Origin of the sequence: Cohnella sp. WQ 127256 (assembly GCF_024519285.1) — a bacterium.
In the GTDB taxonomy this organism is placed as follows: domain Bacteria; phylum Bacillota; class Bacilli; order Paenibacillales; family Paenibacillaceae; genus Cohnella.
Genome location: NZ_JAMZCY010000001.1, coordinates 1,098,921 through 1,112,142 on the forward strand (window position 1 = coordinate 1,098,921; position 13,222 = coordinate 1,112,142).

Genomic DNA, 13,222 nt, shown 5'->3' on the forward strand with positions numbered 1-13,222 from the left:
AAAAATTGTTGGTTTTACACATCTATAGGAGGAATTCTTCGATATACTGGCGAAATAATTAATGTTTATGTATTGCCAATTTTCAGAATTTTCCTCCACTAGAGTGCGAAAGGGGATTACTCACGACATGGTCATACTGCCTAAGGTAAACGAGCTCGGCTTTTTTGAAATTCGTCTGGAGTCCATCGGTGGGCTAGGTGCCAACCTGGCAGGCAAAATGCTGGCGGAAGCGGGAGTGATGGGAGCCGGTTTGAACGGGGTAAGCTTCAGCTCCTATGGCTCGGAGAAGAAAGGTTCTCCGGTTAAGGCGCATATTCGATTCTGCGATATTAATACGCGGATTCGGGATACTTCTCCTGTTGAAAGACCGCATGTCATCGGCATTTTTCATGAAAACCTATCCAAGACGATCAACGTTATTTCCGGAATGCACGAAGATAGCATCGTGCTAGTCAACTCCAAGAAATCGACAGACCAACTCAAAGACCAGCTTAAGCTGAAGGGCGGCATCATTGCGGTTGTTGACGCGACAGGAATCTCTATGGATGAGAACAATCGCGTGAACATGGCCATGTTAGGCGGACTGTTCCGCTTATGTCCTTTTCTAGATGTGGAGTTCATGAAGGGTGTTATTCGTAAATCACTCGAGAAAAAATATCCAGCCTCTGTGCAACCAGCTTTAAATACATTCCAGCGCGGGTATGACGAGGTCCAATTCCAAACGTATTCGTTAACTGAGGGAGACTCTATGCCATCTTATACACGGATGGACACCCCTACGCTAGGTTACGAGACTCAGCCAATCGGTGGCATCGTGGTAAATCCAGGTAACAGTATCTTGAAGGACCTAAGTATTTCTCGTGCGGGAATGATGCCTCACTTCGCAGATGATAAGTGTATTCACTGTGCAGCTTGCGACAATGTTTGTCCTGATTTCTGCTTCGTATGGGAGGAACAAGAGGATAAGAAGGGTCGCCCGCAAATGTTCCTACAGGGCATTGATTATCAATATTGCAAAGGCTGTCTAAAGTGCGTTCAAGCTTGTCCGACGGATGCTCTTTCTTCGGAGTTAGAAGAAGATGGATATGCCGACGGGAATCGCGTTCCACATAAATTTCACTTAGCTATTTAAGAGATGGATTTAATTTCGATCAACGAGAAACGATAGGGAAGGTGGACTCTGAAATGTCGATCGACATGCGCAAGGAAACAGGCTCGCAAGGCACTGTGGAGCAACGAATCGTCTATGAATCAGGCAACGAGATGGCCGCTTATGCCGCACACCAGATTAACTATCATGTCATGGGGTATTTCCCGATTTCACCATCGACGGAAGTGGCTCAATTTCTCGATCTCATGAAAGCGAATGGTCAGCACGATATTGTCTTAATCCCTGCGGATGGAGAGCATGGCTCAGCGGGTGTATGTTATGGGGCCTCAACTGCAGGCGGGCGCGTATTTAATGCGACTTCTGCAAACGGTTACTTGTACATGTTGGAGCAGATGCCTGTCCAATCGGGTACACGTTTCCCGATGGTTATGAATCTCGTATGCCGCTCCGTATCCGGACCCTTGGATATTCACGGAGATCATTCGGATTTATATTTTGCACTTAATACAGGCTGGCCGATCGTGCTTTGCCGTGATCCCCAAGCCGTATACGATATGAACATCATCGCGCTTAAGCTTGCAGAGGACCCTGAAGTCAGACTGCCCGTTCTAGTCGCATCTGACGGATACTTCACAAGCCATCAGAAGCGTCGTGTCATGACCTTCACGCATAAGGAGGATGTTCAGAAGTTCGTCGGTGAACGCCCTCCGGAAGGCTTCAAGCATGTGCTTGACCGTAACAATCCAATTACCGTTGGACCGTACATGAATGAACCGGATTATATTAACAACTGTTACCAGCAGAGCTTAGCCATGTATCGTGCAGAAGGTGTATTTGACCGGATTCAGAAGGAATATGCAGCGCTTACCGGCAGAGAGTATCCGATTCTGGAGCTTTATCAAATGGAAGATGCAGAGGTCGCTGTATTCCTACTGAATTCTTCATCGGAGATCATTAAGGATGTCGTCGATCAGCTACGTGCTCAAGGGATTAAAGCGGGAGCGATCTCTCCGAATATTATTCGACCGTTCCCTGCCAAAGCGATTACAGAAGCGCTGAAGAACGTGAAGGCTGTCACTGTCGGTGATCGTTCAGATTCTTACGGCGGTCATGGCGGTAACATGGTCATGGAGGTTCGTGCTGCGTTACAACAGTATGGGAACTCCACGACATTGGTCATTAGCCGGATCTATGGTCTAGGTGGCAAAGACTTCTATGCGGAGGATGGCTTGGCCATGTTCGAGTTCGCTATCGATGCGATGGAGAAGGGCTTTGTTGAGAAGCCTTATGATTATCATGGCATTACGGCGGGAGATCCGGACAAGGCACCTAAGCGGGTGCTTGAGCCGATGAAATACGAGGACTTGAAAACAGGACTCATAACCGTTACTCCGGATGAGGCAACAGGTAAAATCAATGTGCGGATTCCACCTCTTCGTTCCTTGACCAAGAAGCCGAAGAGGATTGCACCGGGTCATGGTGCATGTCCTGGGTGTGGTATTTTCTCTGGCTTGGAGCTATTTTTCAAGGGAATCGAGGGTGACATCGTTGCCTTGTTCCATACCGGTTGTGCAATGGTCGTTACGACTGGATATCCTTACTCGGCGCATAAAGCCACATACATCCATAACCTTTTCCAGAATGGTGCAGCAACGATGTCTGGTGTCGTTGAGATGTTCCATGAGCGTAAACGTCGCGGAGAGCTGGACGAATATGGCTTAAAGGACGACTTCACCTTCGTGATGATCACGGGCGACGGTGGGATGGATATCGGAATGGGGCCTGCGATCGGAGCAGCGCTTCGTAACCATAAGATGATCATTCTGGAGTACGATAACGAAGGCTATATGAACACAGGTGCACAACTCTCTTATTCCACTCCGATGGGTCACCGGACTTCGACATCTAACGTTGGTAAAAATCAGGGCGGTAAAGTGTTCCACCACAAGGACACGGCGCAGATTATGGCGGCAACAAACATTCCGTACGTGTTTACGGGAAGCGAAGCAAGTCCACAGGATCTCGTACGTAAAGGCGCAAAAGCCCAATGGTACGCACAGAACATCGGATTGGTGTATGGTAAGATCCTGATCACTTGTCCATTAAACTGGCTTTCCGAGGATAAGGACGGCGCTGATATTATCGATAATGCGGTTAATAGCTGCTTCTTCCCGCTCTATGAAGTGGAGAAAGGAATAACAACAATCACGTATAACCCTGAAGATAAGGGGAAACGAGTGCCTGTCGTGGATTGGTTGAAGATGATGGGCAAGACGAAGCATCTAACAAAGCCAGAGTATACGGAAACGCTTCGGGAGTTTGAAAATGAGATCGAACGTCGTTGGAATAAGCTTAAAGCGAAGCACGAAAATCCTTATTTATAAGAATGGGGGTTGGGAGCCGTGCCTTATGTGATAAAGCATGCAACGAGTGGTACGATACTCTCCTGCGTTCAGAGAAATGGTTATAAGCTGGCCTATTACGGAATTCTGTTATGGGAGCAGCAGTTGCCCGGTCCTCGTGAGATTAGCGAGGCTTTGGCGGAAGCGGGCATTACTCCTAGTGATGAAGCGGGAAATGTGAGCGATTGGGAGCCATTGGAGCTGTCGGAGCATGAGGTGAAAATGGCTAACGTTAAGCTTCGCAACGATCAGCGAAGAGTGGTGTACTATCGGGATGGGGTTATTGGGGTAGTTGAATAGATTCGAAGGTAGTCATAAAACAAGCGTCTCGGGATGTTTATACCCTAGGACGCTTGTTTTTAGTTCATCTCGATTCCTACGAATTGCTTGAACAGCCGATAGGGGAGAAACGTGTGCTTGTATAATGTACTAGCAAAGGTGACGATCAACTCATGCTCGGGAATGACGAAGATATACTGTCCTCCGTAGCCCATAGCGAAGTAAATAGCAGGGGAGATCGGTTTGTCATCGCTTGCCATGATCCACCAGTGATACCCATAGGAGCCAATGTGATCGTAGGTATGATGGTGTGCTGTCGTACTCTTCGTCACCCAATGCTCCGGCACGAGTTGTTCGTTATTCCATCTTCCTTTATGTAGCATCAGTTGTCCGATTTTCATGAGATCAGGCGCTTTCAGCTCCAGTCCAAAGCCTCCAATAGAGATGCCTTTGGCGTCGGAATGCCACCGATACTGCTCGATTCCTAGTGGCTTGAATAAATACTTCTCCGCATAATCCGCAGTTGTCATCCCCGATATTTTCTGCACAATCGCGCTTAAGAGGTGTGAACTTCCCGAATCATAGAACATTCGCTTGCCTGGAGAATATTTCATTGGACGCGATAAAATATATTTAACCCAATCAGGACTATTGATCATCGGTTTCGGAAGACCGCCCCAGTCGCCCATCTCCGGCCAATCCCAACCCGGCGTCATGGTGAGGAGATTCTCAATCGTGACATCCTCTTTGGATTCCTCTAAGGCTTCAGGGAAGTACTGTGCTATCGAGGTTTGAATACTGGGAAGCTCTCCACGTTCGATGGCAATTCCGATGAGAAGGGAGAGCACGCTTTTCGTAATGGAATTGATTTTGTGCAGATTATCTTTGGATTGCGCATTCCGTTCATGCGTGAAAATGACCTGATCACGAAGACGAACCTCGCAGTAGTCGATTTTTGATGTGTTCACTTTCTGGGTTAACAGATCAAGGTTCAATGATGAGAGTTGGAAGGTAGAGTTCGTCATGTAAGGCTCCAATCTGTAAGTAGAAGCAGATGAGATCGGTTGTTTGTGTACTATTGTCTCATGATCAGTCTAACCTAATCCAAGATGATTTTGAACTAGAGGGGCAAATCGTGATTTGTCACGTAAGCCGACGAGAAAGGCTGACAGCAAGTAACGCAACACTGATCACTGCAGCAATTAATGCGATGGTGTGCAAGCCTGCAGTCGTTACTGTACCGCTGAAGACGAGTCCGAGTAAGCTCGTAGATAAAATGCTACCTAACGAACGGAACGTTTGGAATAGTCCGAAGGCTGCTCCAGTATGTTCAGGTTTCGTGTTGCTGTACAGAGCCGTCTGCAATCCCATATTGTTAAATCCGTTGGGAATGCCGATGACAGCAGCAACTATGAGAATGAATGCTACGGGTGAACCTGGTTCGAGGAGGAGCAAGAGAAGCGTTCCTAAAACCAGAACAATATTACCGATGACGATAGATTGTCGATGGCCTGACTTCTTAATGATTCGAACAGCTAACGGAGTGGTCAATATTCCAATTCCGGCGAAGGGAAGCATCAATAAACCTGAATATTGGGGTTCATATCCCCTGACCTGCTCTAACCACATCGGTAAACTAAAGAACAGAGAGTAGAAGACGATATTTAAGCAAGCGAACTGAGCAAAGACGGAAACCATCCGTCGATTAGACGCTAGCATTCTAACATTAATAAAGGGCTTGTCCGTATGCAACTCTCGGTAAATCAAGAGTGCACCGACGATTGGAACAGCGATCAGCCAACCCCATTGTGGACTGTCAGATAACGATAAAAGAAAAAACATAAGACTTGTAAGTAATCCACTGAATAACACGATCCCTGGTAAATCTATAAGATGGAGCATTCCTTTACCCTTACGATTGTCCTCTGAAGAATTGAGTTGATCGGCAGGAAGCCACTTCAAAGCAATAATTAATGCCATTAATACAATCGGTACGTTAACCCAGAAGATGGCTTGCCAGCCTGCCATAGCAACCAAGAAACCACCAAGAACAGGTCCGAGTGCAGCAGTTACGTTAGAACAAATTGAGATGATGCCTAGTGCCGAAGCAGAAGCCTTAACTTGTCCATCATTAAGAGTTTGGTCCATTGAGCGAATAATCGATAACCCAGCTGGATAAGCAGCAGATGCACCCAACGCTTGTACGACCCGCAAAGCGAGCAGCCAACCGAAGGAGGGGACCCAAGGGGAAAGTAAGCTACTAATCCCTACTAGCGCTAATCCAATAACAAAAATACGACGGGGACCGAACAAGTCGGCAAGTCTACCCATTAGGGGCTGACCGATTGCTGCAGCTAAGAAATAAGTCGAAATGAGCCACGTCACGGTTGAAATACTGATTTCGAAGCCCGAACCGATGCGTAATAGTGCAACTGCGATCATAGAGGAGTTTAGTGGATTTAGAAGTATACCGAGTGCGACAATCCATGGAATCCTCTGAATGTTTCTGGTTGTGGTAGCTATGACAAATGCCTCCTTGTGCGTGCATAGTGTTATCCGAATTGTTCATTTTCACTATCGAATCAAAGTCACTTCCCTAGTGTAAGTTTAAAGTCTCATTAATAAAAATATATATATTGATATATAATGATAATGATTTAGATATAAGAGGAGGTTAGATCCCCTAATGGATTTACTACATCTCCAATATTTCCAGACCGTTGCCCGATTGGAGCATATGACGAATGCAGCGAATGAGCTTCATGTTGCGCAACCCGCATTAAGCTTGACAATCGCACGGCTAGAGAAGGAAATTGGAGTACCTTTATTCGACCGCAATGGGCGACAGATCCGACTTAATGCGTATGGAAAAGCTTATTTAGAGAAAGTAAATATAGCGCTGACTGCATTAGATGAAGGAAAACGTGAAGCTTTGGATATGGCGGGAATGGAGCGTGGAAGCATTTCATTAGTCGTGACGACTTTATCGAAATTTTCCGAGCTGCTTGAACCATTTGTTTCTATTCATCCTCATGTTCGCTTCCACATCACACAAACATCGACCGAAGAAGTGAAGCTGCAGCAAATAAAAAGTGGTGAGGTTGATTTTTGCTTTACGACATCAACACCTGATATGGAAGCGGTTCTTGGTGGGTTACCTTTGCTTAATGAAGAGATTTTATTGGCTGTCCCATCCCAGCATCGACTGTCAGGCCGCAACAGCATTCACTTGGATGAGGTTGCACATGAATCTTTCATTAGCCTAAAAGCAGGGAATAGCTTGCGTGAGTTGAGCGATTCGTTTTGTAGGCAAGCGGGGTTTAATCCGAATATTGTTTGTGAGAGCGACGAGCCATCGACAATAGGAAGCTTGGTTCGAACGGGGCTTGGCGTTGCTTTTCTTCCAGCATCTGCAAAGTACGATAATTCTTCACTTCAACTGCTGCATATTGAGGAGCCTGTCTGTGAATGGACCTTACAAATGGTATGGTTGAAAAAGCGCTACCTGTCAAAGGCAGCGCGTACGTTTCGTGATTATGTTGTCGAACATTATACTAAAGCTCAGGCAAGATAGAAGCTTCTTTAAGACCATTCGTAAACATTAACTCCGTTACCTTCTGCAGCCTCAAAATTTCGTTAGGCTTGAGCTCGCGCTGGAAATACCCATACATATATGCGGCTTCGAGGAAAACGAGACTTGGATAACAGACGACCTGCTGATGGGAGAAAGGGTTATCGAGTAGGATTTGCCATTCTCCATCTCTGCGAGAAGCTGGAATTTTATCCAACACTTCATTTTTGCAAGTAAAGATCAAATCAAATTCGTCCCAGATTGCGAATAGAGATGGACTGAAACGCTCTGGAGTGGGGAACAGAGTACGTGCATGATCCAGCTTCAAACGATAGATAGCTTGGTGATCATCGGAGTAGGTTTTCAATCCCATACGGAAATCTTCTATAAAAGTGTAAAAGGTGAAATAACCTGCAGCTTCTATTGCGGTTTTGAACGTAAGTTCAGATTGTTCCTGTGTGATCTGCATATAATGGTCAAAGGTTAACTCAGACATCCCTGACAGCCCCTTAACAGAGATAATTTGGAAACATTCTTCGAATATTATACCGTATGGTGTGGCATTACTCCCAGTTTTTTATGATATAATGAGAAACAATGCGTAAGACAGTGGATAGCTTTATGGGAGGGAAACACTTAAGATGAGTCGGCGTTTTGTCATTGAGGCTGTTATGATCGCCATCTACGGGCAACTGCTTCTGCCGAAACGTCCTGTCGAATACAGGATACCCTATACATCGGTGATGGAGCTCTATGATATGAAGGATAGTCCCGAGCCGGTTATGCCGGAGGCGGAGGACGATGCCTATGTGAAAACTAAGATTGGTGAGATGATCAGTTATTTCGAAGATCCATTTAATAAAAAGAAGCTAGAACGTGCGCTCATGGCCCCGTGGAGAGAAAGTCCTCCTCTGCCCATTAATGAGAATGTCACGATAGTTATTGTGAATGCAGCAGAGAACATGCAATATGGAGAGCTGTTTGATCCGATAGAAACAGAAATCATTCTATTGTCACTACGCTTACAATGTCCAGTATTGACCGATCAAGTAGAATTTCAAGATAAAGTCATACAAAGCGCGATTCCGGTACAATTATTCGACATTGATGATTTCGAATTTGCTATCGAAGAGGATATAGAGACTCCGGGTGAGTACACGGAATAATGAAGCTGCCGAGAGTCTCGGCAGCTTTTGCGTCAATTGGAGGAGATGCCTTTGGTTAACTCATTTGCCCGTTGGATGGCAAAAAGACTGCATAAACAGCAGAAGCTGCAGCAATCTCTTCGTTGGTACGAAAGATGGGGCATCACTAAGATGTCTTTGGACGAACGGGTTGAATATGCAGGTCTTCTTCACGATAGTGGGAAATCCTTGCAAGCTGTCGAAGTACTGACGGAATTGTTAAAGCATGCGAATCATCCACATGCTTATGAAAGAAGAGCACATATTTACAATGAGTTAGGGAATGAAGAGGAAGCAATAGCTGATCTAGATGCAGCTATACAGCTTGATGCTGAGCCTTATATTTATTGGTATACAAGAGCAATCACCCATCATGACCGAGGGGAGTACGAGCTTGCAGTACATGATTTCAAGGAAGCTTTAAGAAGGCGAGAAGATTCCAAGGCTTCGACGAATTACGAGCTGGGTAATGTCTATATGAAGCAAGGTAACTTCATCGAAGCGGAAGCTTGCTACCGAGAATCGACCTCGAACCCGGCGAAGGCGATTCCGCATTATTATTATCGTAGAGCTCAAGCATTGGAACAATTGAACCGATTGGATGAAGCTCATGCTGTTCTCTCCGTAGGTATAGAGCTACAGGAGCAATGGCTGAAGCTAGGTGATCTGGGCTCGGCTAATCTTAAGGAACGGACGAATTATTCGCTTGCCGCAGTTGCCAGCTTCATCCAAGGAGCGCAAGAGGAATTCGGATTCCGATTATTTGAATCTAAGCTATACGAAGCTAACGGTGAAATCGACGAAGCACTAGCTTCGATTAATAGTGCCATTCAGCTGTTTCCAGCTGCACCTGAGCTACAGCTGCGCAAAGGCAGCCTGCTGAAGCAGCTTGAACGGTACCCTGAGGCCACGGATGCTCTTACACACTTAATGGATAATCATCCGGAATGGCTTCCAGCCTATATGGAGCTTAGCTCGATTTACCGAATTCAAGGTTTGTACGACGAAGCTATTCGAGTCCTTCAAGCAGCTAAGAAGCTTTTTCCGGAACATACCGTTGTTCGTTTCTGGTTAGTAGATGCCCTCAGAGAGTCTGGGCATGGTGATGAAGCACGTCTGGAAAATGAACAATTGACGGAGATGGAGCCTGATGATCCGTTAAATTGGAAGCAATGTGCAGAAATCGCTATAGATGAGGATCGATATACGGATGCGGATAAAGCCTACACAACAGCGATTGAGCTAGGTGAAACTGCAGATTTCTATATGCGTCGTAGCTTCTCCCGTTACATGGAGGATCGTTATGAAGAAGCGATGATTGATATTCAATCGGCGATGAAGCTAGATGAGAGTTTAATTAAGGAAAGCAAGACCGCTTATGCACTTGGAGAGCTCTATGTTGGGATGGGCAATTGGGATTTTGCTGAAGCTGAATATTCACGAGCATTAGGGATGGAGCCGGATAACCCGCAAATCTATGACCGAAGGGCTCGTTGTCGTTTTGCGGCCGATAGGCTAACTGAGGCATTAGAGGATTGTAATCGGGGGCTACAGCTTAATTCAAGTAATGCACGTTTGACATGGTTAAGAGGGTTAATTCAATATCGATTGGATGATCATGAGGCAGCGCTTGTGGATTCGCTCACGTATTCCGAGCTGATGCCGGAGGATTCGCAAGGGTATTACAATTTGGGTTTGATCTATAAGCATCTCGACCGTCATGATGATGCAATGTCCTCTTTCACAAAAGTGATCGAGCTAAGTCCGTTCGATGCTCCAGCGTATCTGGAGCGAGCCTCGATATGGTATCACCATTCATTTGACAGAACAAGAGCGTCAGATGATTTAGCTCAGTGGTTGCTGTATGCTGGAGGAGAGAAGCCGCAAGGGGATCGATTTGCTCTGTTAAATGACATTCGCGGCTTCGATGACGAAATGCGGGAACGTGCGAAGAAGCAATTTCTGCTCGTATATGGGAACAGCCAATATTTATCTTGAGGAGGAAAAGAAATGAAATATAGAATGTTGGGAAAAACAGGATTGAAAGTATCTGTCGTCGGAATTGGAACCTGGCAGTTCGGCGGTGAATGGGGAAGAACCTATGAACAGCATGAGGTTGATGCAATTCTTGACCGCGGGAAAGAGCTAGGAATCAATCTCATCGATACGGCGGAATGTTACGGAGATCACTTGTCGGAATCGTTAATTGGCGAATCCATTCAATCGAGCCGACAAGATTGGATCGTGGCAACGAAGTTTGGTCATCATTTTCATAGTAATTTTGATCGTACAGATGTCTTTGATCCTAAGGGTGTGGTCAAGCAATTGGAACAATCTCTTCGGGCATTAAAGACCGATTATATCGATTTGTACCAATTTCATTCTGGACCGGATTCCTCCTTCGATCAGGATGAATTATGGGATACATTGAACAAGCAAGTGGAAGCTGGGAAAATACGTCATCTTGGGATTTCTATCGGCTCAAATGAGAACATTCACCAGACATCGCAATCGACTAAGTTACATTCGGAAGCGATTCAAGTCGTCTATAATCGTTTAGACCGTAAGCCTGAGTTGGAAGTGTTTCCGTCTTGTATCGAACAAAACATAGGCGTATTGGCTCGCGTTCCGCTAGCAAGTGGATTGCTGAGTGGCAAATATAAGCCTGGTGCTAAGTTTGCATCCAATGATGTGAGATCAAGAAGAGATGCTGCTCAGCTTGATCAGATGATGATGGAAGTTGAAGTGATCGGACGAGAAGAGGTTCCAGCGGGTACAGATATGGCTGCTTGGGCACTTGCTTGGTGCTTGAAGCATCCTGCGGTAACATCCGTTATTCCTGGCTGTAAGGATCCCGCGCAAGTAGAAGCGAATGCTGCAGCGGTAGAGCTAGTTGAAGCAGGACATCCTCAAGAGGCGTAACGTTAGCATGAGCATGAGCATGAGCAACGCCTCTCCGAACAATTGGAGAGGCGTTGCTATAGGGTTTATATAGGAGGCGCTTGGCAGCATGAATCACAAGGTTATACCTGTATATGTACTTGCCGGATTTCTCGGCAGCGGCAAATCAACATTATTAAATCTATTGCTTGAAGATGCCAAGTTAAAGGGCTGGAAACCAGCGATTCTGATGAATGAAGTTGGAGACGTAAATGTGGAAGGTCAATTAATCGAGAAAGACATTCCAATGGCGGAAATGCTTGGTGGCTGCATCTGCTGTACGATTCGTGCTGATCTTGGCATGGAGCTCGTTAAGCTTGCTCAGGAGCATCGCCCAGATGTGATCTGGATCGAGTCCACTGGTATTGCCCAGCCGCTGGAAATTATGGATGCTGTGACTGAGGCATCGCTGTATGAAAAGCTGGAGTTGAAAGGTGTCGTGACGGTCGTAGACAGTCGTCACTTGCTTGATCGTGTTCGCATCGGATCAGGTAAAACGTTCAAGCTCATGAAGGAGCAAATCCATTCTGCGAGTGTGCTCGTATTAAATAAAACAGACCTCGTCGGGAAAGCAGAGCAGGCGGAGCTTGAACAATTGCTAGGAGACTGGAACCCTCATGCTCTATTAGTAACGTCAGTTAAGGCTCAAATGGATGCTGAGGTAATATATAGCCTTGATGGGCAAAGGAATGGGTATGAGCACCCTCATGGACATTCGACGTGTTCGAGTGATTGTGAGCAGGATCATGAACACAAGCACGATCATGAGCATATACACGATACACGACATGACCATGTGAACACCTTAACGTATTATGTACCTGAATCTATGGACAGCCATGAGTTCGAAGCCTTCGTTCGGCAATTGCCTGAAGGGATATATCGGGCTAAGGGGATCGTTACTTTTCATGATACAGCTAGCCGTTTTCTATTCCAGTACGCCTATCGAGAAAGCGATTATTTGCGCATAACCCCCCAGAAGATTGTTCATGATGTTGTTGTTTTTATCGGTGAAGGATTTTCCAAGCAGGAGCTGTTGGAGCAACTAGAATCATTGACGAAGAGGGAAATGTGATTCCATTATAACAATGAGTAATTTCATAGAATCGCTCAAAAACCGCTGAATAAGGCGGTTTTTCTTGTTGTCGGACGCTTGTGCCAAAATGTGGTGAGGACAAATTCGTTGAACAACGTTACTTACTCCGTTATGCTAAAAGATGATTATTCTCATAGAAAGCCTGGGATAGAAATCTAATAGTAAAGGTAGGTTTTCAAAATGATGAGAGTTGTACGAGTAGAATCAGTAGATCAGTTGCGGCAAGCACTAGACATCCGCCTTGAAGTTTTTGTGCAAGAGCAAGGGGTTTCCCCCGACCTAGAAGTCGATGAATACGATGAATCACCAGCTGCTAGCTATCATTTTATCGTGCTCGATGAGGAGCAACCGATTGCAGCTGGAAGAATAAAGACCTATGAAGCCGGTGTTGCCAAGATGCAGCGGATCGCTGTGCGAGCAGCTTATCGTGGATTGGGTGTTGGTAAGCTTCTAATGCAAGGAATGGAAGAGGCAGCCAAGCAGATCGGGTATGAAGCGGCTGTATTGGACGCACAATGCACCGCCGAAGCCTTCTATAACAAGCTAGGTTATGCGACAGAATCTGTAACTCCGTTCCTTGATGCAGGGATCTTACATGTGCGAATGCGCAAAAGCTTGTCATCCAATAACTAGACCATC

General features: G+C 45.8%; 12 protein-coding genes. 9 read left to right on the plus strand and 3 right to left on the minus strand.

Features of this window, described 5'->3' with window-relative positions; all coding sequences use genetic code 11:
- The first annotated feature begins 127 nt into the window (after positions 1-127).
- The 3 genes from M1K58_RS04735 to M1K58_RS04745 are packed head-to-tail and all read left to right on the plus strand — an operon-like array spanning position 128 to position 3,813.
- Positions 128-1,132 (plus strand): 2-oxoacid:acceptor oxidoreductase family protein, encoded by a 1,005-nt coding sequence (locus tag M1K58_RS04735; protein ID WP_256757507.1) that lies wholly within the window; start codon positions 128-130, stop codon positions 1,130-1,132.
- Between the two features lie 53 nt (positions 1,133-1,185).
- Entirely contained in the window at positions 1,186-3,495 is a 2,310-nt protein-coding gene (locus tag M1K58_RS04740) for a thiamine pyrophosphate-dependent enzyme (protein WP_256757508.1), read from the plus strand.
- 18 nt (positions 3,496-3,513) lie between these two features.
- The gene (locus M1K58_RS04745) at positions 3,514-3,813 is read left to right on the plus strand and encodes a hypothetical protein (protein ID WP_256757509.1); all 300 of its coding nucleotides are present in this window, start codon (positions 3,514-3,516) and stop codon (positions 3,811-3,813) included.
- A gap of 59 nt (positions 3,814-3,872) precedes the next feature.
- Here M1K58_RS04745 and M1K58_RS04750 read toward each other — a convergent pair whose 3' ends face one another.
- The gene (locus M1K58_RS04750; protein ID WP_256757510.1) at positions 3,873-4,817 is read right to left on the minus strand and encodes a serine hydrolase domain-containing protein; all 945 of its coding nucleotides are present in this window, start codon (positions 4,815-4,817) and stop codon (positions 3,873-3,875) included.
- A 118-nt stretch (positions 4,818-4,935) separates the two neighbouring features.
- The gene (locus tag M1K58_RS04755; protein WP_372339129.1) at positions 4,936-6,354 is read right to left on the minus strand and encodes an MFS transporter; all 1,419 of its coding nucleotides are present in this window, start codon (positions 6,352-6,354) and stop codon (positions 4,936-4,938) included.
- A gap of 124 nt (positions 6,355-6,478) precedes the next feature.
- Here M1K58_RS04755 and M1K58_RS04760 point away from each other — a divergent pair, with 124 nt between their 5' ends.
- Positions 6,479-7,366, plus strand: a complete 888-nt coding sequence (locus M1K58_RS04760) for a LysR family transcriptional regulator (RefSeq protein WP_256757511.1) — start codon at positions 6,479-6,481, stop codon at positions 7,364-7,366.
- On the opposite strand, the gene M1K58_RS04765 is transcribed toward M1K58_RS04760, so the two are convergent.
- Positions 7,347-7,859, minus strand: coding sequence for a hypothetical protein (locus M1K58_RS04765; protein ID WP_256757512.1), 513 nt, complete (start codon positions 7,857-7,859; stop codon positions 7,347-7,349). The two genes, M1K58_RS04760 and M1K58_RS04765, sit on opposite strands and share 20 nt — an antisense overlap.
- Before the next feature lie 145 nt (positions 7,860-8,004).
- Between M1K58_RS04765 and M1K58_RS04770 the strand changes: the two genes are divergently transcribed.
- The 5 genes from M1K58_RS04770 (at position 8,005) to M1K58_RS04790 (ending at position 13,216) form a co-directional block, all read left to right on the plus strand.
- Positions 8,005-8,529: an ADP-heptose synthase gene (locus tag M1K58_RS04770; protein WP_256757513.1), complete on the plus strand. Its 525-nt coding sequence runs from the start codon at positions 8,005-8,007 to the stop codon at positions 8,527-8,529.
- 51 nt (positions 8,530-8,580) lie between these two features.
- Positions 8,581-10,545: a tetratricopeptide repeat protein gene (locus tag M1K58_RS04775; RefSeq protein WP_256757514.1), complete on the plus strand. Its 1,965-nt coding sequence runs from the start codon at positions 8,581-8,583 to the stop codon at positions 10,543-10,545.
- A gap of 12 nt (positions 10,546-10,557) precedes the next feature.
- The gene (locus M1K58_RS04780) at positions 10,558-11,469 is read left to right on the plus strand and encodes an aldo/keto reductase (protein ID WP_256757515.1); all 912 of its coding nucleotides are present in this window, start codon (positions 10,558-10,560) and stop codon (positions 11,467-11,469) included.
- A gap of 88 nt (positions 11,470-11,557) precedes the next feature.
- Positions 11,558-12,562, plus strand: a complete 1,005-nt coding sequence (locus tag M1K58_RS04785) for a CobW family GTP-binding protein (protein ID WP_256757516.1) — start codon at positions 11,558-11,560, stop codon at positions 12,560-12,562.
- A 201-nt stretch (positions 12,563-12,763) separates the two neighbouring features.
- Complete coding sequence (locus M1K58_RS04790; RefSeq protein WP_306220155.1) at positions 12,764-13,216, plus strand: GNAT family N-acetyltransferase; 453 nt, start codon at positions 12,764-12,766, stop codon at positions 13,214-13,216.
- Positions 13,217-13,222: the final 6 nt, after the last annotated feature.